This window comes from Acinetobacter colistiniresistens (genome assembly GCF_000413935.1).
GTDB classification, from domain to species: Bacteria; Pseudomonadota; Gammaproteobacteria; order Pseudomonadales; family Moraxellaceae; genus Acinetobacter; species Acinetobacter colistiniresistens.
The window spans coordinates 46,623-67,019 of the sequence record NZ_KE340379.1 but is presented as its reverse complement, the minus strand read 5'-3'; the positions used below and the strand labels follow the sequence as shown (position 1 = coordinate 67,019).

The following is a 20,397-nucleotide window of genomic DNA, read 5'->3' as shown; positions in this document are numbered from 1 at the left end:
AATAAGTGGTAGCTATTTTTGATATTTCAATTAAAATTTAATGATTTATTTTAGTTAGCAAGTTGTGCGTTATTGGGCTTTTTTTAAATTTCCCCATCCCTGAAGTTAGCTATAATTTCTACTGATAACCTTGGAGAGTGAGGGTAAGTCTTTAGAGTTCATGTAGGAATATCTAAGCACCAAATACTTGAAAACCTGCATCCAACCGAAACCATATATACTTTATAGAATGAGAAAATATAGTGAAACTATCAGACTATTTTGATCAATACTCACTTTCTGCACGAGTAAGACCTGCACTCTTTATTGTTTTACCAATAATATTAACGGCATATATACTGTTTGAACCACTTAGAACACTATTAGGCTCTCTGTTAACAATCTTATTGACTTGTGGAGTAGTTAATTTTTTTTCCAATCAAATGTCATCAAAAGGAAATGTAATTCAACAAACGTTATTTACTAAATGGGGTGGCGCTCCTACAACTCTTATTTTACGCCACTCAAACAATGAACTTGACAAATATACAAAACAAAGATATAGAGAAAAGCTAGTTTCATTAGTATCAAACTTTAAAAATGTCACTGAAAGAGCTGAAAGGTCTAATCCTGCCAATGCTGATCAATACTATATTTCAGCAATTAACTACCTAAAAGAAAAAACAAGAGATAGTAAAAAATATCCTTTAATTCTTAAAGAAAACATGAATTATGGATTTAGCAGAAATCTATTAGCTTTTAAAACCACAGCTATAATAATTATTTTAGCCTCATTACTAATAAGTCTTTCAATAATCTATGTTAAATTTAAAGATAAATATGTGGATATAAACTCTCTAATCTTATTACCATCTGAATACTATGTTCTAATCATCCTACACGTTATTTTTTTATTAATTTGGTGTTTCATGATAAATGAAACATGGGTAAAAGTTAGGGCATACGCATATGCAAAACGTCTTTTATCCTCTTGTGAAGAGATAGCTTAAAAAATTACTCACTCAGCACTCATTACAACTGCCATTTAAGACAATGGTCATTATATAAAATTAATTACTTATACATAAATATCTCATTTATTTAAAGTACACAGAGCCAATTTATTACAAATTGGCTTCTCTTAGACTTCTCGGTAATATTTTGACTAGCAATTTAATTACAAGATCAACATTCTTCTCGCTTCAATTCACTTTATTCAAGTAAAGACCCCAAATAATCTGCCCACTCCTGCATCATCTCACGACGATTATTCAGAAACTTGGTTCGGTTATAAGCTGTACCATTGTTGTCTTTTACCTTATGTGCCAGTTGATGCTCAATAAAGTCCACACGCTGCTCTAGAATTTCATCCAGCATAGTACGTGCAGTTGCCCTGAAGCCATGTGCTGTCTGTTCACCACCGTAACCTAGACGCTTTAAAGCTGAATTGATGGTATTATCAGAAATAATGTTTTTGCCATCTCGACCAACAAAGATATATTCGCAGTATGGATGTAGATCAATGATTGACTCAATTAGACCAAAAGCCTGATCTGACAAGGGTACAATATGAAGCTGCTTGGTTTTACTGGCTGTAAATTTAAAGCAGCGCTCCTCACGATAAAAATACTCCTTTTTCAGCTTGCGTATCTCCCCAGGTCGCTGAAATGTCAGCACAGAGATTTTCAATGCTACCTGCGTGGTCAATAAACAACGTGTATAAAGTTTGGAGTAGTTCCAAATTTTATTCAGCATCGGAGCTAAATCCTGTTCTTCTGTTACAGCTGCAAAGTTTCCGCCCTGTGGCTTTGGTAATTCTATATCCTCAATAGGATTATACTGAATCAGCTTTTTCTTACGCGCTGACTTAAAGATTTGGTTCAGGTCTGATTTAAGACGCTTGGCTACTGACAATGCACCACGTTCAATGATGCGCTTAAAGACCTTAGCTTCTAGTATCTCTAATGTGAGTTGTGGAAAAGTTAAATCACCAATATAAGGATAAGCATCATGCTTTAAACGACGAACAGTTTCTTCATCCTGCTTTTGTTCCAACTCCCGTTTATATAACCATGCTTCAGCAACAATACGAAAGGTGTTTTCTGCTTCTTTCTGTTTCTGAGACTTAGTTTCAATCCTTTCCATTGCAGGGTCTATGCCCTGTTTGATAAGTTTTTTATATTCATCACGAATCGTACGAGCATCGTCTAACGAAACTTCTGGGTAAGTGCCTAAAGATAAATCGTTACGCTTGCCTAAGAATGGGCGTGTGTAATTGAATATCCAATATTTGCTACCGCCCTGATCTATACGCAGATAAAGATTTCCACCATCTGACAGCTTATACATCTTATCAGGATCAGGTTTGGCTTTTTTAACTTGTAAAGCACTAAGCTTATTGATTCCACGAGTTGCCATAGTTCAGACATAAAAAAATGCAGTAAGAAATAATCTTACTGCATTTTTTACTACTTTATAACCACCGATTGGCGTAGTGCGTCACGGCTTGTTATATCGTACATTCCCAACTTTAACCTTACAAATCATAAACTTATATAGTGTTAAACAGTGTCAGAAACTTGAATTTGGCGGAAGCGGTGTCCGTCTAACAGGCATCCTATACCGTCCAACTTAATATTTTAATTTCATTATTATCAATAATTTATAAAAATACTTGTCTGATACTATTTGATGTAGTAGAGTCAAATCCATAACTTTATGTGGGTTTTAATGTGGGACAAAACACCTATGCCAAAGAAAGCAAAAGAGCTATCCGCTCTTAGTGTAGCAAAGATTAAGGAAAATGGTAGACATGCTGTCGGTGGTGTTGATGGCTTACATTTGCGTATTGTTGGTGGCTCTCGTGCGTGGGTACTCCGAGTTGCTGTTGGTAAAAAAGTTGATGATCACGGCAAAGTTAAAATTCATCGTAGAGATATTGGGCTTGGGTCTTTTCCAGAAGTTTCATTATCAGAAGCACGAGAAAAAGCTCGTGAATTAAAGAAAAAAATTCGGGATGGAATTGACCCTCTCCAAGAAAAACAGGAACGCCTTAATGCTTTAAAAATACAGAAACATCGTGCTAAAACCTTTCGTGAATGTGCAGAAGTTGTCATTGCCAAAAAAACGCTTGAACTCAAAAATCAGAAACATATCGGGCAATGGTCATCAACCCTTGAAACTTATATCTATCCAACTCTAGGGGACTTAATTGTTGGAACAATTACCAAAGTCGATATTGCAACAGTTCTTGAACCAATCTGGATTGAAAAAAATGAAACAGCCAAGCGTATTCGTGGTCGGATAGAAACCATTTTTGATTATGCTAAGGCTATGGGGTATTTTGTGGGGGACAATCCTGCTGAATGGAAAGGCAATCTTGAACCTATACTGGGGAACTTAAAGCTGGAATCACGCCCACATCCATCCCTGCCTTATGAACAGGTTGCTGAGTTCATCCATCATCTAAGACAGAAAAAAGGGATTTCACCTAAAGCTCTGGAATTTGCGATTTTAACCGCCTGTCGTTCTGGTGAGATTTTTGGGGCTAAATGGCAAGAAATTGATTTTAAGAATAAGGTCTGGATAATTCCTAAGGAACGGATGAAAGCAGAAAAGGAACATCGTGTTCCCCTATCTCAAGAAGCCATTACTTTGCTTGAATCCATTCAAGAACATACTCAGCTACAAGATTTCATATTTACAGCTCCACGTACTGGTGAAATGCTTTCTGATATGTCATTAACCACATTGATCAAGCGTATGCACGAACAAAAGCTTAAAGAAAATGGCTTAGGCTATATTGATCCTAAACAAAATCGAACGATTACCACACATGGATTCAGATCAACATTCCGTGACTGGTCAGCCGATAAGACCGATTACCCTAGAGAGGTCTGTGAGCATGTTCTCGCACACAAACTACCTGATGAAGTTGAAGCTGCTTATTTACGTGGAGCTTATTTAGAAAAACGTAAAAGTTTGATGGCAGATTGGACTAGGTTTTGTTTTCAGAAGAATTAGTACATGATGGTTTGAATCCTAAAAGATTCAAACCATCAAGATCACGTTATTTAATTATTTCACATTGATATTCTTTTCAATGTCACGAATTAAATCAATCATGTTGTCAAAGTCAAGAATTGTTCAATACAGCATTCCAGATATAACCATTTGCTGATAGTCCTTTTTCAAGGCACCTAAACTATCTGTATTTGGAATAAGCACAAGCTTACCCTGTAGGCATTGATCATAATTGGCATAACTTGCATTAAAGAATATTGACTTATGCTTAACCACATCTTTAAAAAGGTCGTGATTGAGTACAGCCTTTTGTCCACTCTCATGACCAGCCAATTTTACCAAGTCATACCAGTGTCGGGATAGTCGATCAGCACCAGCTCTCAATCCTTGTTGGCATTCTGCATGAATGAGAGTAGCCTTTTCCCAGAAAGTGCTTACCACAATCATTTTATCGACGTATACAACGCTTCTTTGCAGATCAGTATTTCGATTATCGTCAAATTTCTCAGTTAATTTTCAATATATTTTTATTCGATAAAGTCTAATTAACTTTGGATAGAACCAACTGGAAATGGGGAAAACGAGATATCAATATCTTGATGTTAGCCATCGTCTATCGCTGAATCATAAGTTTATTTGACTCACTTAATGAGTCGAATATACACTACAATCTACTCACTCCCATTCTTCACTCTTTCAGAGGATGACCAAATATGTATGATGACTGGATTTGGAAACAGCCTAACTGGACAACCTTTACATGGAAAGATGAAAATATCCTTCCTCTCACCAGACACATTCATCAAAAAATTGGAATCCTACTTGGACAAAGCCAGCATAATCCTGAAAAAGAACACCTTACCCTAGACAACCTGATTGCCAATCTTGTCTCATCTTCAGCTATCGAAAATGAAACGCTGAATGTTTATTCGCTTCGTTCATCTCTGGCGAAACGTCTAGGTGTATCACTGGAACAGCCCTATCCAAGTTCTGAACGTTCCGATGGTCTAGCCAATATCATGCTGGACGCTTTAAATAATTTTGAACAAGACTTATCTGTTGAAAGATTATTTCAGTGGCATCAATGGCTATTTAATGAAACTGACTGGACCATGCAACGTATTAGGATAGGACAATTGCGAGGGCATGAACCCATGCAGGTTGTCTCGGGGCGCATGGATTACCCTACTGTACATTTTGAAGCTCCGCCACGAGATGCTTTAGAACAACGTTTGGATGAATTTATCCAGTGGTTTAATACGAGTAGAAACAATACCCTGCTTGACCCACTGATTCGGGCTGGAATTACTCACCTATGGTTTGTGACACTCCATCCTTTTGATGATGGTAATGGACGTATTACCCGTACATTGACTGACTTGGCTTTAGCTCAGATGGATCAACAAAGTATTCGTCTATATGCAATGTCACCTGTCATCCTAAATAAGCGTAAGAGTTATTATGAAATTCTTGAAGCCACTCAAAAAAGTGATTCTGATATTACGGATTGGTTACTTTGGTTTCTACAGGCACTCAATGAAAGCCTTGAGCAGACATTAAAGCGTATTGAAAGGACGCTTCGAAAAAGTACGTTTTGGCAGGTTTTTTCGGAAGTGGATTTACATGAGGGGCAGCGTAAAGTTTTAAATCGACTGCTTGATGGTGGGGAAAATGGCTTTGAGCATGGCATCAGTGCTTCACAATATCAGAAAGTGGCTAAAGTTAGCCGAGCAACGGCAACTCGCCACCTGACTGATTTATTGGAAAAAGGCTGTATCATAAAACTTGAAGGTGGTGGGAGAAATACAAGGTATCAAATCCAAAATTTAAGGGTTTAAGTCATTCTAAACCCTTACTACAACCCCACATAAAACTTCTCAATCAACTGTCGTGTTTTCACTAACAAATTGGATAATACACTGTCCCGCTCAAAAAGCTTGATCTTGTAGTTTGGCAACTCTTTCATCTCTTCCTTTCGCGGCAAGCGCTTATTAAACTCATAATTATCTAAAACCTGTTTCATTGCTTCAGGTTTAAGCTTTTCTTGCTCACAAAAATGCTGATAGGCTTGTTCTTTTTCCGCATCCCAGAACTGAGCAAAAGCCACTTGTACGCTTTGCCCGTTGATCATTTTTGGCATATTTTCTTCGATGAATTTTTGAATCAAATCTTGCTTGTCATGCAAGCTAATATCACTACCAATCAGATCATGGACTTGAGCTTCGTATTTCTTACGCTGCTCATCTGTTTCAGCATTCACTGCCATCTGTAACAGTGTCAGGATATAACCCACATTGATACGGTCACTGTGCAGCAAATCCAATTGGAAATCGACATCATCCAGCACGGAAACTTTTTCTTTTTTGGTGGTTTTCCGAATCGCTCGACAGAGATCAGCATATTTAGATGCAAAATTCGCAAAGTGCTGTTTATCAAGCTTAGTGTCGTCTTGATCATACTCAATGAAGGTTTGTAGCTGGGCGTTGTAGCGCATGACCTCACGGAATGCTTTAATAAATTCAAGTTGTTCATCTTCTGTGACTAAATCATCTACTGTTTGATAGTCAGGCGTAATACTGAGTAGCTTTTCAACCGCTTGCTCATAATCTTGTTTGATTTCATCAAAGCTAGGGACAAGAACGGTCTTCCGTGCTTCTTTATTTGAAAATAATGCTAATGCTTCATCTGTAGCACGTTTTAGGTTACGGAAGCTAATGATGTTCCCAAATGGTTTTTTATCATTGTAAACACGGTTAGTCCGTGAAAAAGCCTGAATTAGACCATGATATTTAAGGTTCTTATCGACATACAAGGTATTCAAAGGCTTTGAATCAAAGCCCGTCAGGAACATATTTACGACCAACAGAATATCAATCTGCTTTTTCTTGACTCGATCTGCAATATCTCGGTAGTAGGCATAGAAGCCGTCACCAGAATTATAATTCGTGCCGAACTGGGCATTATAATTGGCAATGTAGCGATCCAATTTATCACGACTAGACTGATTTATTTGGCTCGGTGCATCTGTTGACTCTTCTTGAATCAATCCATTTTGGTCGTTGCTCTCAACAGCTTCATTCGCACCGTATGAGAAAATAGTTGCAATGGTGAGAGGTTTAAATAATCGACCTTCCGCTTCATCTTGTTGTTGCTTCTCAGCTTGTACCTTTTCAAACAGTTCATAATACTGCGTTAAGGTATCCACTGAACTGACACAAAACATCGCCGTAAATTCACGGTTTTTGGTTTTAGTGTCATGTGTCTCAACGATATAACGGGCAATCATTTCTAATCGTTGTGGATTATCATAAAGCTCTTTGGTGTCAATCCCCTCAACATCTTCGTCATAATCGAGGTTATTCTGCATACCCTTAGCAGTATACTTGCCACGATAATCTATTTGGAACTGCAATACGTTACGGTCTCGAATCGCATCTACAATGACATATTGATGCAAACACTGATTGAATAAATAATCTGTGGTGAGTTTCAAACCTGCTTTGGATTGACTATTTTCCTCAAAGATCGGTGTTCCCGTGAATCCAAACATCTGCGCATTACTAAAGAACTTTTTTATGTTTTGATGGGTATCACCAAATTGGCTACGATGACATTCATCAAAAATGAATACGACTTTTTTGTCTTTTAGATAATTGATCTGTTCTAAATATCGGTCTGTACTAATCGCACGATTCAGCTTTTGAATGGTGGTCACGATCAGTTTGTCATGGCGTTGATCGAGTTGCTTCACTAAAGTATGCGTACTGTCTGTGCTATCTACACTATCCGCTTTAAAAGCATTAAACTCGCGTGAAGTCTGGGTATCAAGGTCATTACGATCCACCACAAACAAGACCTTTTCTACATCAGGCATCTTCATGATGAGCTGACTGGCTTTAAATGATGTCAGTGTTTTACCTGAACCTGTGGTATGCCAGATATAGCCATTTTGTTCTGAATTTTGTACATGGGCAATAATCTTTTGCACGGCATAAATTTGATATGGGCGTAATACCATCAAACTTTTACTGGTTTCCAACATCACCATGTATTGGGTCAGCATGTCTGTAAGATGCTGATGATTTAAAAATGCATCCGCAAAATCGACAATTTCATTGATATGTTTATTGGCAACATCTGCCCACGGAAAGGCAAATTCAATCCCAGTTGTACCATTAGAATAATAGCGAGTATTTGCACCATTACTAATGACAAACAGCTGAATAAAACCAAATAGTCCTTGCCCTGCCCAATAAGCTTCACGAATATAGCGTTGCGTTTGATTGAAAGCTTCGGCAATTTCCATGCCTCGTTTTTTCAGCTCGATCTGCACCAAAGGTAAACCATTTACCAAGAGCGTGACATCAAAACGGCTGGTTCGACCATTAAAATCACGATGATCTACCGTGATTTGATTGGTGACTTGGTATAGGTTTTTGCTTGGGTCATCTGATAAAAAGAAAATGTGCTTGCTTGAACCATCATCAAATTTAACAGGAAACTGGTCACGTAGGTTTTTAGCTCGTTCAAATACAGTGCCTGTATTGAGAAAGCTAATGACCTGCTTCCATTCCGTTTCTGACAGTGGCGCTAGTCTGTTGGCACGTTCAATTTGTGTTTTGAGATTAGACAGTAGTTGGCGTTCATCCTTGATGGTAACGGTTGCATAGCCCAGTCCTTGCAGTTGTGCAATCAGTTCATTTTCAAGTTGATATTCGCTTTGTACTGTCATTTCACCATCACTTTAAATCAATATTTAACAACAACTTAACCAATACAATAACTAAGCATAGTTTTAGCTATTTATCAAATTTTAGACTCTATTTAAACAAAATATGTGCAACGCATATTTTTCATTAATCTCATTTAAAGACTTGATAAGAGGAATACCACATAGAAAACTTTTAAAGAATCAGTGCATTAATCTTAAAAACTGAGGATTATTCACCTTCATTTGCAAATTGTTTTTATATTCTTCAATTGTTCCTCGAGCACAGAAACGCTTACCTACCATGCCATCAATACGACCGAAGCGCTCTTCAAACCATTTGTAGTTATTGTCCCAAACTAAAAGCGTCAACGTTTGATTCGGATACATTCGATCAAGATTTAAATAATGCCGATTTTCTAAATGCTTAATCTCAGCTAACTGCCCACATGCCATCACGGTCTTACCAACATGGAATGGAGCTTTAATTGCCTCAATTTTAATTTCCTGCGAAAAAGCATTTAAGCTCGCCATAGACAACAAAGAAGTAATTAATATTTTTTTAGCATAGGGAACACCTTAAGTATTTAATAGCTTGAAATCTGATTTTCAACAGAGCGAATCACAATTTGAGGAACACCTTTATAGCTTTCGATTAAGCCAGTGATACAAATATTGCTACCCTCTGATGTCGGCATGATGTTGTTTGACCAAATCACTGCACTGAATTTATGTTTTGGATATATACCTCCAAAATTTATATACGTTGCTTTTGATGTTTGTGAAATTTGACTCACTTCACCACACACAGTCGTACTTTCTCCAATATGTGCATCTGCTTCATATACTGAAATCTGACCAGATGTCGATAAATTTGTATCGTCTATATTGCCTTCAAATGGATTTAAAACAGCCTGTCTTGGCTCTTCAATTTTAGGTTGATCAATTGGTTTAGTAGTTGATGCTGTATCAGTTTCTATTTGTTGCTCATGCACATTCGATGGCGTAAATCTTTCTGGCAAGCCTTGATTTTTTTGGCTGTCCACTGGCAATTGTCGTGAGGCATCCGCTATTTCTTCTGCGTTAAGAAGTATGTGATCTTCTCTAGCAACTGCAGATTCATTGTTTGAAAATAAAATATAGCCACCAATAAAAATTATCAAAGCAATCAAGCCAACAATTACAGCCTTATATTGTTTATTTTTGCGAGTCTGTTCTTGATATAAAGGATTTAGCCCTGCTAGTTTTTTAATCTCAAGCTCATGTTCTTGTTGCTTTTTTTGATACTCTAACTCATCTTTCCTTTTTTTATGCTCAATTTCATGGTCGTCTGCCATTTGAGAAAAAAGAGCTAAAAAGAAAAGCACTGCAAAGATAATCCCTATAGTCTCTAACATCATTACCTCCTAGATAATTTGCTGTAATGAATTTAGAACCATTTGTGGCTTCCCTCTGTATTCCTCAATTTTACCTTGAATACATAAGGTATTATTTTCTACATTTCGCAGTTGTTTGCTGATATGAGAGTTACTATTCCAAATGACTACTGTAAATGTTGCTTTTGGATAAGGTTGATCAAAGTTCAAATACACCCCTTTTGAGAACTCTTTTAATTGGGCTACCTTACCGCATACTATTCGATTTTGACCAATAAACATACTAGCTTGAATAGATTGAATATGATTCGCACTTGAAGTTGAATTTTGATCTTCCTGAACATCTGATGAAAGATAACTAGGTGAAACTTGCTGTGTTATGGGTATATTTTCAGCAGATTGTGAGGTCGATTTTATATATAACACTGCGCCTAGCGCAATAGAGGCAACAAGACCTACTCCGATATAAATCTGTTTTTTGATTTCATTTTTAACTGAGCCAAGCTCTTGTGTTTGCCTTCCTTTCATCTCTGAAAGTTCTTTTTGTAAATTTTGTAGTTCTTGTAAATGATTTTGTTTAAATGCATCTATACCTTTTCTTACATTGCTTAGCTCATTTGAAACATCTGAATGATTTAGTGAATTATTTGTAGTTAGCTGTTTTTCTAAATCGGCTATTTTAGCTTCTTGTTCAGCGATTAGAACTTGAATCTGTTTTTGTTTAGATTGTTCAGTAATTTGATGGCTCACTTGAGCTTGTAATGCTTTACGAATCTCAAGGATCACTTGTTGCTGTTGTTGAAATGCTTTTTTATTGGTATAGCGTAAGACAATTCCAAATTGTTGAATTAAATCATTCTGACGCTCGAGAAAGTCATTAAACTTTTCATACCCCTTATTATTGATTTTTGCGTAACCGTCCAACTCAATTGGCAATTGATAACCTTTGCTTTTATTAACGATCATGAAATCAATATACCGATTACCCGATTTATTATCTTTAAATGGATACTGAGCGATAACATCATCGGGGGAGATTTCTGGCATTTGACTTAAGATTTCATCTACAAATTTTTCTTCATACCCAACAATATGCTTAATCTTGTCTCTATTTTCATATTTCCACTTTTGCCAGTCCAACATTCCACACCCATACAAAAAAATTAAAAAACTCTAAAGTTTAAAATTCACACAAACATCTGCTGCAACAACCCTTTTTTCCACTGTTTGGCTTGTTCAATTTGCTGTGCCACAACTTCAATTTTTTGGTCGATGCTTGATAAAAAATTGGAGATTTTAATCTGCTCAGTTAGACTTTTAGGTATCTCAAAATTAATATGAATCATTTGAGAGACTTTAATTGATGGCTGAACTGCCTGCATTTCAATTGCCTTAAACTTTTTATTATTAGATTCCACAATTAATAAATAGTATAAAAAAACGGATTCAACTACTTCTTTTCTAGCTCTAAGCCCAACAAGATTTTGAGCTATACCTGCTTGAACTTGTGATGAGTAAATACTACAAATAGCTGTATTTCCAACTGTAGAAAAAAGTATATCTTTATCTTCCAAGTATGCTCTAAACCAACTATTAAAAGTATCTTTGGAAACAAATTTTGAAACTTTGCTATAATCTACATTACGATTGCCAACCGCATTAATTTCAATTAATGGGATATCAAGATCAGGTTTTGTATCTGGTGTTTTCCCTCTGTTATCAATAACCTTTAACAATAACTCTTTTAAACTATAGTTCTCCCACTCCCCAAACTCACTGCCATCATCCGCTTTAAAACGAATCTGCTGACTAAACAACTTCTGCATCATGCCTTGTTTATACTGGCTGAGTAGCTCATGTTTTTGAGTCAGTTGGCTAATCTTTTCATCGACTGCGGAAAGGAAAGAGGCGATTTTGGTTTGTTCTTTAGAATTAGGAAAATAAATTTCTCCTTTTGAAATACTTTCCCAATCAGCTCGTGGCATTTTAGAACCAGCTTGTATTTGAGTTAGTTCAAAAAAATTATCTGTCTGAATATATTGAAAAAGAAAATCTGGTTGTAATTTTTTACTTTTTAGTACCCAAATTTCAGAAGAGCAAACACCTTTAAAATCAGGTCTTGCAAATTTTCGGAGGTATGGTCTTAATTTACCGAATAAAACACTGTTTTCATCAAAAATATTTTTTATACTTTTTTGATCCTTAGCAGAAATAGTATCTAAGATTTCTCCTGTTTGCTGTGAAAGATGTTCCAGTTCAATACATGGTAAATCCTCTATAGCTTTGATAGGGTCATATTTTTTACTTTTATTACTGATGACTGAACTAATTGATTCTAAGTGCCAATCTTCACTAAAACTATTGAATCTTATTACTGGTACAGACATTACTTCACCTCCACAAAAGGCGAAGCAATCCCTAACTCTTTGCAAAACTCGCTAATCAAGGCATCGGTCTTTTGACTCTCAACTTCCAAAGTCTGCAAGGCTTGAGCAATTGCATCAAGGTCAATCTCATTCTCAGCTTCAAAAGTATCCACATAACGCGGAATATTCAGGTTAAAGTCGTTGTCTTTCACTTCTTTTAAAGTCGCCACATGCGCATACTTTTCAATATTCTGACGGTTTTCAAATGCCCCAATAATATTGTCCAAATGCTCAGGCAATAACTTGTTTTGATTCTTCTGCTTCTCAAACTCGTTGCTGGCATCAATAAACAAAATATTGTCTTTATGCTCACGGTTTTTCTTCAGCACCAAAATACAAGTCGGAATCGACGTACCATAGAAAATATTGGCAGGTAAACCAATAATGGTATCAATCACATTGAGCTGTTCAATCAAATACTGACGAATCACACCTTCACTCGAACCACGGAATAAAACACCGTGTGGCAGCACAACTGCCATCGTGCCATGCTCATCTAGTTGATGCAGCATGTGCTGAACAAATGCCATATCTGCCTTAGAACTTGGTGCGAGTTTGCCATACGCTGCAAAACGCTCATCTTGTAAAAATAATGGATCAGCAGACCACTTTGCCGAAAATGGCGGATTGGCAACCACTGCATCAAAACGCTTGTTCAAATGCTGAGGACGAATCAAGGTATCTTCTTGCTTAATATCGAACTTGGCAAAATGCACGTCATGCAAAATCATGTTCATACGAGCCAAGTTGTAGGTAGTACGGTTCATTTCCTGACCGTAAATCATATCCACATCTTGCACTTCACGCTTTACACGTAACAACAACGAACCAGAACCACAAGTCGGGTCATAAACAGAACGTAAACGGGTTTTTCCTTGCGTCACGATCTTCGCCAGTAAAGTCGATACCGTTTGAGGCGTATAGAATTCCCCTGCTTTTTTACCTGCACCTGATGCAAACTCACCAATCAGATATTCATAAGCATCACCCAATACATCCGATTCAGTATTGGAAATATCAAAATCAATATCGTCTAAATGACTGAGAACCTTTGCCACTAGCTCATTACGATCACTCGCCGTATTTCCGAGCTTGGTCGAATTTAGATCAAGGTCTTCAAACAGATTGGCAAAGTCATCGGCAGAGTCTGAACCCAGCGTACTTTGTTCAATGGCTTTTAGCGTTGCAGCCAAATCATCTAAAATAAATTCGCCTTTACGACCACGTTCAGCAAGCGTATGGAATAGTTGCTTTGGTGTCAGCGCATAGCCGACTTCTTCAATGGCATTCTTTTTAATTTCTTCAATATATGGCACATGCTCAGCGTTATTTTCATCAAGCTCTAAAAAGCTAATGTCTTCGCCATCCAATAACTCGTTGGCGAAGTTCACGGCTTTTTCAGATAAATATTTAAAGAAGATAAACCCTAGAATATAGTCTCGAAATTCATCTGCACCCATTTTGCCACGTAAAGTATTGGCAATATTCCATAGTTGTTTTTGTAGCTGTTGCAGTTGTACTTGGGTCATTGTTATAAAAATCCACAGAGAAGAATGAAACGTGAATAGTTTACCGAAAATTAATTATTTTTCAGCTACATTTGCAAGATAAAAGACATAATTTGTCGTACTAAATTTAACAGTACAGTCAATCGTAGCCAACTTAAAGATGCGTGTACCATCCTTTTGACCATTATCCCTGAAATGATACAGGTCATGCTGAATCATCCCAATGACAAAACTTGGGGTAAACCCTTTTATCCTGTGGTTAAATCTTAAAAATCTTGATTTGATTGATAAAACACTGCGACAAACTATGACCTAGTCGCAACTTGGCTGGGTTCTCCTGCCCCCAAGATTTGATAAGCTCAATTATGTTCTCTACAACATTTTCATCGAGCTAATTTCATGCAAACACAAAATAACTCATCACTCCAGATGATTCACATTTATTCCAATATTGATCTTCATCTCGAATTCTTTGATCCAACAACAGAGAAATTACGCCCTTTTTCTATTATTCAGAAATCATTATCTGAACTGCCATTTTCCGATGCAGATAAAGTTACTGCCATCATTGTAGATGATTTGGCAGAATTAACCGCAATTCCGATTGGCTGTGAACATAGCATCGTGATTACAGCCAAAAATAACCTAACTCCTTTACCTGAGCATTTATCTAATACCCTTATTTACCAGCAGGCATCCAATGAAGACTATCAGCAGGCACTGGAAAAGGTTTTTAATGCATTGATTAAAACCTATTTCTCAACAGAAATGTTTCTTGAGCCAACGGATCTTTACCAGTCTGATGCTTTTGGAAAAGGGCAACACCGTATCAATATTCATTCATTACAAGAACAACAGTTAATGAATGAAAATATAAAACCGTTGTTTAGCCCTATTGGTAAAGACGATACAGTGATACTTAATTTCAATCTGCATCAATCTTCATTCTCACTCGACAAGGTTCAGGATTTAGCTGAAATCATTATTGAACTTTTAGGAGAAAAGTTTAATGGGGAAATTTTTTATAGCTGTAACGCCACATCCGAGCCAGAGCAATCAGATTTGATTTATCTAAGTTATTTGTCAGCTTAAATACTCTATTAACTTCCCTTAACCATATCTATTTATAACAAAAAAATAAGGGGATCATTTCCCCTTACTCTTTTCGCTGAGCGATTTTTAACTCCAGCCAGTCATAGATTTCCTGAGCTACCCAGCCAACCCGAATTTCTGTTAAACGAACAGGTTTAGGAAATGTTGAATCGTAATATTTAGATTTAGGATTCATCATTTCATAGATGGTTGAACGACTCAGTGCAGTAATTTCAATCACGGCTTTGATATTAAAAATACGATATTGATATTCATTGGATGACATCATCTTATTACTCCCAGTTTGTGATTGAGAGGTGCTTCTCTCAATACAAAACCGAGTTCTGTATTTTTCTGCCAATAACGCTGACCTAATTTACAGCCCGCACACTTTGCCGAAGTCCCTGTTTTATTTCTACGGCATCATCCATTCCCTGATGAACAGATGCTGAATCAGGCTGTACCTCAACAGCATTTTGCTGATCACTATAAAACTCCTCCACTATATCCAGTCCCTCATCACTACTCATCTCAAAACTGGTATTGCCATAGCCTTGTTTGGCTATAAAATCCAGCGCCTCCTGATAAAAGCCTGCTGCCTTGCTTTGTTGGTCAATCTGCTTGGCTGAAACAATCGCATCCTGTAAATTCACACCGTCACGTAAAGTTAAGTCCACGTAATAGATCGGAGTACGATAGCTTTGCGTGGTGCTTTTACCTCGTAAAGTGAGCTGTAATGGTAAACAGGACAGTAAATTACCTGATGCCGCATGGTAATAACTCAGCCTTGCTGCCAGTGTCCGAATACTGTTAAAGCCTGTGGTTCTAAAAATAAATGTGCCAAACTCATCTGATTCATCCAGATTGACATACAACCTACCGTAAGGCTTACAGAGTCCACCTTGTGCCAGTGGGCATAGATCAGGTGATGGACAAGGATGTTGCTCAATGCCGCTCTGCCCGAGTCGCTGGCAAGTTTCCCCATTACCTGTACACACTGGTCGCCCAGTCTGTCGGTCAAACAAGGTATATTCAGCTCGTAAGTTCAGTTCAGGTTCATTAAAAATCATCCTTACTGGAATGGTTCGGAGTTTTCCATTTTGGGCTTTAGCTCTAAGCTGTTCATCTAATGGGTGTTTGACCCAGCCATCCTTAGTTTGAATCTGACTGGTAATGGTAAATTGGTCATCCTTTTCAGGCAGTCGCTTGCCATTCTTTTCAACGATTTTACCAATACTGATACGCCCCAACACAGGTGGGGTAATTGCTAAACCTTTAATCATATTTTAATTCCTTGTATGGTTAAATATTTACGAAATTACGATATTTACCGTAAAGCACTACCTCTTCACCTATTCCTGTTCAGCCTAATCAATCCCCTATTGTTATTTATTGGTCATAAGAGATTGTGTGCATCCCAGATTGACGCAAAGCTGCTCCAACGTCCTTTCTCTGTAATTTGGAGGGAGGGCAAGTGGGGGTTGCTTTGCGCTTTTTTAGGTTTAAGGGGTATTACGATTGGTGTTTAGGAACGTAGATAAATGTTAAATCTGCGACTACCTGTACGGGATTGAGGGTACTGTTGCAGAAGTTCGGGCTGTGCCTGTAACAATGCCTTTTGGTCTAGCACGGTACTGTCTTTGGATTTTTTCCATATCACGCTTCCCTGACTAAAGATGGCTTTCTCGGCATCTTTCATTAATACCTGAATCCGATGCTTGATATAGTCATATCGGGTTTGGTGATGGCTCAGTTGTTTTTCCTCATGCAACAGATCAGTAAACAATTGATCGACACCTTCCAGACTAGAAAAATCAACGGTCTGTAAAGGGATATGTTGTGGGTAAAGCAATTGCAGGGCTTTGGCGGCTGATTCACTAGCATCAACACTGGGCGGTGTGTCACTTTCCACACAGTTCCAAAATATCCGTTCGGAAGCCATGATTCGCTCAATCACAATTTCATTGCGTTCAACCTTAAATATCTTGGCTTCATGTCCACAGATCAAGGCACAGATATGGGCTGCCTGTTTGCCTGTGACTGCCAGTTGGTGCTGTACCTGAATAATCACGTATAAAGGTACACCATCACGCCACAGTTTGGTTCCCCATTCACCGACAGATTTACATTCCAAAACCTGTACTTCATCACAGCCCACAACGGTATAGTCCAGATTTGCCAGCATAAAGTATTTATCAGGATCAGGATGCTGTAAAACTGCATTGACCTTACGCACTTTATGACCTGTCTTGTGCTGGTAATAGTTGGCAATTAAAGGTTCAAGCTGATTGCCCCAATATAAAGGTGAATAACTGTTTTGGGTTGGTTGATCTGGCTGGGTTTGCATCCGACCTGTTTTAATCATCCATAGCTCTAACATGCTCATGTGGGGATTAAGTCCACAGGCTGCTGCGGCATCACTACTGCCAATCCCCTGTTTTCTAACTTGTAGCCATTGTTCACGGTTCATGCCTTTAGTTTTGGCAAGCCGTTTAGCACGATTAAGATAAGGTTTGTACGGTTTGGATTTACTGGTTTGTGGCTCAACGATATGGTTCATTAGATACTCCATGTCTGTAAAAATTAAAATTGCGGCATAAAAAAAGCCACATCAGGGCGATGTGGCAAAAGGGAGTTTTTGGGTAGAAGAAAATAGAGAGTAAGCAATGGGTATTTGCTTAGGCTAATTTGATTGACTCAAATCCAACTAAAGTTAAGCCACCATTCTTAACGCCTGTTCCAGTCCTCGCTGTTTCATGGCTGCACCTGTACCAAACCATGCAGAATCCAGTCGGTGATCGGTACTCATGGCTCGACGTTCGTGATCGACAAACTCAGTGATACTACACAGCAAACCATAGGCTGTACCTTTGGCTGAACTGAGTTCTGCACCTCGTCCCTGACCATTAAAGATATCCATGACTTTGGACATGGCTCGTCCATTCGGTTCAGTTTTATTGGTCGCATTGTCTTGATTTGCCACATTACGGTAGAACTGGATAATGCTGTCATCCTGTTCGGCAATGCTTAGACTGGTATTGTTAAATACCACATCAAAGTAGGCTGCCGCTTCCTGTTGGGTGACTTTACGCTGACTGAGTTGTTTCATTTCATACATATGCTCATCCCATGCACGTACTGAAATACCCAATTGTTGTTTGACCTTTTCCGCATCAAATCGGGTGCTATGTGGAACTTTGACTACGCCTGCACTGGTATTCTGTCCACGTAAGGCAATTGCCAGCGTGTTGTTACACACCACACGGATACTGGTAAATTGTGCAGTTGTGGCAAGTGTGCCATCACATGCTGTAGCGAGAAGAATATAGCCATTACTGACATCCTTGACCTTTAAGGCTGTACTTTGTCCTGTACGTGCCAAAGCCCAGAACTTCTTGCCACCTTTAAGAACGCCTGCGGTTTCCAGTTCAAAGCCTGATTGTTCAGTCAGATCACGATAAAACTCAAGGATTTCTTTGGGTTGAACTTCCTGAAAGCGTTGGCTGACCACCGATAAAGGTGCATGGGTATCAGAACGGTATAAGACACGCTGTTCCTCATAAGGCAGGATGATGCTTTGTCCCCGATCATTCTTTGCCATGTAACTCACATTGGATGATTCAATACGCCAATCCATGCCTGCCTGCTGTGCCCAGACTTCAATCGGTTGATGTGGACTGAGTTGATTACCCAGTCCATGCCACGGGGTTTCACCGACATACGCCATTTGTTCAAGTTGATGTGCCATGATGATTTCTCCTGTCCCTAGTTGAAATTGCACTGGCAATTGTTGCAGTGGAAATAAGCGGTAGGCTGCTGTGGCTGTGAGGGCTGTGTCAAACTATCAATTAGCCCTCCTACAACTGCTCCCATTAATCCGCCCAATAATGGTGACATCGGTATAGGCAAGCTTTTAGAAATCATCGTACCAACTCCTGCACCAGCCATAGAACCATAAGTATTAGAACGTCTAGATGCTGATGTTGAGCGGCTAATATTTTCAGAGTAGCAATATGGGCATGTAATATTCATAAGATAATCCTTATTAAATGAAAAAGGCTTACCGATCGGCAAGCCTATGTTTTTGAATGTAAGGGAAAAAGAAAACATTCAATCTTCATGTTAATGATGTATATCTATGAATTTTTGGAATCAACATTTATCCAAAGCAACGCATCCCTTTAATTTTTTCTCTTAAATATTGGTCTTTCTTCTCAGCCCTTGCCAAATAGCTAATAGCGTTCAAAGCATTTTTCACTTCATCGTTATTGTTCCGATAAATCATCCCAATACCTAAAATGCCTTGCCTGCGATAACTGTCCTTATGACCTTTTCGATGACAGCTAAAATAAAAACCATTATTTTGGGTAATATTCATCCATGTCTTGCCTATCTCTTCAGCATAGTACCCATCACGCCTATGGATCGAACCATTATAGATAAAAAGAAAATGACAGTGATAGCCTTTAGCTCGCCCCTGTTCAATTGCCCATGAATAAGCAAGTACACCCTTGAAACATTTTCGACGGTCACGAATACGACTTCGCAAAATGTTAAGGTCAGCATCAAATTGACGAATGCCTGTGTCAGCTTCATATAGATAACCTACGTCTACACGTACCAGTAGCAATTTACAATGATTATCTAGCAGGTCTTCAAACTCATCTTTTAATGCCCTGAAATTACGTTGCCGTTGTCGTTTATGTCGGTTAATGAAACGATCATGCTCATCTAAAAGTTCATCACAGAAGTTTTTGAAATCAGTCTTAGAATGAAATAGTGATCTGCTTGAGTTTGTTGCTCTTCCAAAACTACATGAACGTTCAATAGACATCAGATCAAAATAGCCTTGTAACAACGGAGAGTATTCAATGTCAGAATCATAAATTTCTATGGCTTTTTTACGATAATCTTCCAATTCAGATTGAACATCTTTCCAATAACATTTTCCTGAGCAGATATACAACATCAGGTCTTCAATCTTAATCAATAGTTCACTATGGTTCATGTATGTATCTCCTATTTGCTGGTAAGTCATAGGAGAGATGTCACTGTATTTAATTACCCAAAAATCTAACTGGTCAGTTATGGAGTTCTTAGGACTCGATTACTCAATTTGCCAATAACACTAAATTCTATAAAAATAGAGAACTCATAGTTATCACTCTTGGGATTACTTGATTGGACTATTACTTAATCCATTGTTTATTAAATATTTATATAATAATTAAATTTATATCCTAGCCATACTTTCTAATTCTTGGTATGGAAAATAATTGATGAGA

General features: G+C 38.0%; 17 protein-coding genes and 3 pseudogenes. 5 read left to right on the top strand and 15 right to left on the bottom strand.

The window, feature by feature from the left end; translation table 11 throughout:
* The first annotated feature begins 242 nt into the window (after positions 1-242).
* Positions 243-989: a hypothetical protein gene (locus tag F907_RS13045; RefSeq protein ID WP_005150471.1), complete on the top strand. Its 747-nt coding sequence runs from the start codon at positions 243-245 to the stop codon at positions 987-989.
* A gap of 202 nt (positions 990-1,191) precedes the next feature.
* Here F907_RS13045 and F907_RS13050 read toward each other — a convergent pair whose 3' ends face one another.
* Positions 1,192-2,397, bottom strand: coding sequence for a tyrosine-type recombinase/integrase (locus F907_RS13050; protein WP_005150469.1), 1,206 nt, complete (start codon positions 2,395-2,397; stop codon positions 1,192-1,194).
* A 330-nt stretch (positions 2,398-2,727) separates the two neighbouring features.
* On the opposite strand from F907_RS13050, the gene F907_RS13055 reads away from it, so the two are divergent.
* Entirely contained in the window at positions 2,728-4,002 is a 1,275-nt protein-coding gene (locus tag F907_RS13055; protein ID WP_016651607.1) for a tyrosine-type recombinase/integrase, read from the top strand.
* A gap of 123 nt (positions 4,003-4,125) precedes the next feature.
* Here the strand turns inward: F907_RS13055 and F907_RS13060 are convergent, their stop codons facing one another.
* Positions 4,126-4,449, bottom strand: a complete 324-nt coding sequence (locus F907_RS13060; RefSeq protein ID WP_016651606.1) for a nucleotidyl transferase AbiEii/AbiGii toxin family protein — start codon at positions 4,447-4,449, stop codon at positions 4,126-4,128.
* Between F907_RS13060 and F907_RS18375 the strand changes: the two are divergent.
* A pseudogene (locus F907_RS18375) lies at positions 4,425-4,622 on the top strand (IS4-like element ISAba33 family transposase); the annotation flags it as partial. The gene F907_RS13060 and the pseudogene F907_RS18375 sit on opposite strands and share 25 nt — an antisense overlap.
* 93 nt (positions 4,623-4,715) lie before the next feature.
* Complete coding sequence (locus F907_RS13065) at positions 4,716-5,840, top strand: Fic family protein (protein WP_016651605.1); 1,125 nt, start codon at positions 4,716-4,718, stop codon at positions 5,838-5,840.
* A gap of 17 nt (positions 5,841-5,857) precedes the next feature.
* Here the strand turns inward: F907_RS13065 and F907_RS13070 are convergent, their stop codons facing one another.
* The 7 genes and pseudogenes from F907_RS13070 to F907_RS13085 form a co-directional block, all read right to left on the bottom strand.
* Positions 5,858-8,734, bottom strand: coding sequence for a type I restriction endonuclease subunit R (locus F907_RS13070; RefSeq protein ID WP_016651604.1), 2,877 nt, complete (start codon positions 8,732-8,734; stop codon positions 5,858-5,860).
* A 180-nt stretch (positions 8,735-8,914) separates the two neighbouring features.
* Positions 8,915-9,244, bottom strand: a complete 330-nt coding sequence (locus F907_RS13075; RefSeq protein WP_016651603.1) for a hypothetical protein — start codon at positions 9,242-9,244, stop codon at positions 8,915-8,917.
* Between the two features lie 53 nt (positions 9,245-9,297).
* Positions 9,298-10,107 (bottom strand): hypothetical protein, encoded by an 810-nt coding sequence (locus F907_RS18250; protein ID WP_016651602.1) that lies wholly within the window; start codon positions 10,105-10,107, stop codon positions 9,298-9,300.
* Positions 10,108-10,116: 9 nt separating this feature from the next.
* Entirely contained in the window at positions 10,117-11,229 is a 1,113-nt protein-coding gene (locus tag F907_RS13080; RefSeq protein WP_016651601.1) for a hypothetical protein, read from the bottom strand.
* Positions 11,230-11,273: 44 nt separating this feature from the next.
* Positions 11,274-12,017, bottom strand: a pseudogene (locus tag F907_RS19435) (restriction endonuclease subunit S); the annotation flags it as partial.
* Positions 12,006-12,473, bottom strand: a pseudogene (locus tag F907_RS19430) (restriction endonuclease subunit S); the annotation flags it as partial. The pseudogenes F907_RS19430 and F907_RS19435, both read right to left, overlap by 12 nt.
* Positions 12,473-14,041: a type I restriction-modification system subunit M gene (locus tag F907_RS13085; RefSeq protein ID WP_016651599.1), complete on the bottom strand. Its 1,569-nt coding sequence runs from the start codon at positions 14,039-14,041 to the stop codon at positions 12,473-12,475. The pseudogene F907_RS19430 and the gene F907_RS13085, both read right to left, overlap by 1 nt.
* A gap of 378 nt (positions 14,042-14,419) precedes the next feature.
* Here F907_RS13085 and F907_RS13090 point away from each other — a divergent pair, with 378 nt between their 5' ends.
* Positions 14,420-15,112, top strand: a complete 693-nt coding sequence (locus tag F907_RS13090) for a hypothetical protein (protein WP_016651598.1) — start codon at positions 14,420-14,422, stop codon at positions 15,110-15,112.
* A 64-nt stretch (positions 15,113-15,176) separates the two neighbouring features.
* Here the strand turns inward: F907_RS13090 and F907_RS13095 are convergent, their stop codons facing one another.
* The 6 genes from F907_RS13095 to F907_RS13115 form a co-directional block, all read right to left on the bottom strand.
* Positions 15,177-15,401, bottom strand: coding sequence for an AlpA family phage regulatory protein (locus F907_RS13095; protein WP_016651597.1), 225 nt, complete (start codon positions 15,399-15,401; stop codon positions 15,177-15,179).
* Between the two features lie 82 nt (positions 15,402-15,483).
* Entirely contained in the window at positions 15,484-16,395 is a 912-nt protein-coding gene (locus tag F907_RS13100) for a recombination directionality factor (protein ID WP_016651596.1), read from the bottom strand.
* A gap of 242 nt (positions 16,396-16,637) precedes the next feature.
* A complete protein-coding gene (locus F907_RS13105; RefSeq protein WP_016651595.1) occupies positions 16,638-17,672 on the bottom strand; it encodes a YqaJ viral recombinase family nuclease in 1,035 nt (344 codons plus the stop codon).
* Positions 17,673-17,825: 153 nt separating this feature from the next.
* The gene (locus tag F907_RS13110; RefSeq protein WP_016651594.1) at positions 17,826-18,860 is read right to left on the bottom strand and encodes a DUF932 domain-containing protein; all 1,035 of its coding nucleotides are present in this window, start codon (positions 18,858-18,860) and stop codon (positions 17,826-17,828) included.
* Between the two features lie 17 nt (positions 18,861-18,877).
* Positions 18,878-19,144 (bottom strand): hypothetical protein, encoded by a 267-nt coding sequence (locus tag F907_RS18365; RefSeq protein WP_016651593.1) that lies wholly within the window; start codon positions 19,142-19,144, stop codon positions 18,878-18,880.
* A gap of 127 nt (positions 19,145-19,271) precedes the next feature.
* The gene (locus F907_RS13115; protein ID WP_016651592.1) at positions 19,272-20,120 is read right to left on the bottom strand and encodes a YagK/YfjJ domain-containing protein; all 849 of its coding nucleotides are present in this window, start codon (positions 20,118-20,120) and stop codon (positions 19,272-19,274) included.
* Between the last annotated feature and the right edge of the window lie 277 nt (positions 20,121-20,397).

Coding starts and splice junctions, on each gene's coding strand:
- F907_RS13080 (WP_016651601.1), bottom strand. CDS start 11,229: ATGTTGGACTGGCAAAAGTGGAAATATGAAAATAGAGACAAGATTAAG.
- F907_RS13050 (WP_005150469.1), bottom strand. CDS start 2,397: ATGGCAACTCGTGGAATCAATAAGCTTAGTGCTTTACAAGTTAAAAAA.
- F907_RS13060 (WP_016651606.1), bottom strand. CDS start 4,449: ATGATTGTGGTAAGCACTTTCTGGGAAAAGGCTACTCTCATTCATGCA.
- F907_RS13075 (WP_016651603.1), bottom strand. CDS start 9,244: ATGGCGAGCTTAAATGCTTTTTCGCAGGAAATTAAAATTGAGGCAATT.
- F907_RS18365 (WP_016651593.1), bottom strand. CDS start 19,144: ATGAATATTACATGCCCATATTGCTACTCTGAAAATATTAGCCGCTCA.
- F907_RS13065 (WP_016651605.1), top strand. CDS start 4,716: ATGTATGATGACTGGATTTGGAAACAGCCTAACTGGACAACCTTTACA.
- F907_RS18250 (WP_016651602.1), bottom strand. CDS start 10,107: ATGTTAGAGACTATAGGGATTATCTTTGCAGTGCTTTTCTTTTTAGCT.
- F907_RS13095 (WP_016651597.1), bottom strand. CDS start 15,401: ATGATGTCATCCAATGAATATCAATATCGTATTTTTAATATCAAAGCC.
- F907_RS13070 (WP_016651604.1), bottom strand. CDS start 8,734: ATGACAGTACAAAGCGAATATCAACTTGAAAATGAACTGATTGCACAA.
- F907_RS13105 (WP_016651595.1), bottom strand. CDS start 17,672: ATGAACCATATCGTTGAGCCACAAACCAGTAAATCCAAACCGTACAAA.
- F907_RS13085 (WP_016651599.1), bottom strand. CDS start 14,041: ATGACCCAAGTACAACTGCAACAGCTACAAAAACAACTATGGAATATT.
- F907_RS13110 (WP_016651594.1), bottom strand. CDS start 18,860: ATGGCACATCAACTTGAACAAATGGCGTATGTCGGTGAAACCCCGTGG.
- F907_RS13115 (WP_016651592.1), bottom strand. CDS start 20,120: ATGAACCATAGTGAACTATTGATTAAGATTGAAGACCTGATGTTGTAT.
- F907_RS13090 (WP_016651598.1), top strand. CDS start 14,420: ATGCAAACACAAAATAACTCATCACTCCAGATGATTCACATTTATTCC.
- F907_RS13100 (WP_016651596.1), bottom strand. CDS start 16,395: ATGATTAAAGGTTTAGCAATTACCCCACCTGTGTTGGGGCGTATCAGT.
- F907_RS13055 (WP_016651607.1), top strand. CDS start 2,728: ATGCCAAAGAAAGCAAAAGAGCTATCCGCTCTTAGTGTAGCAAAGATT.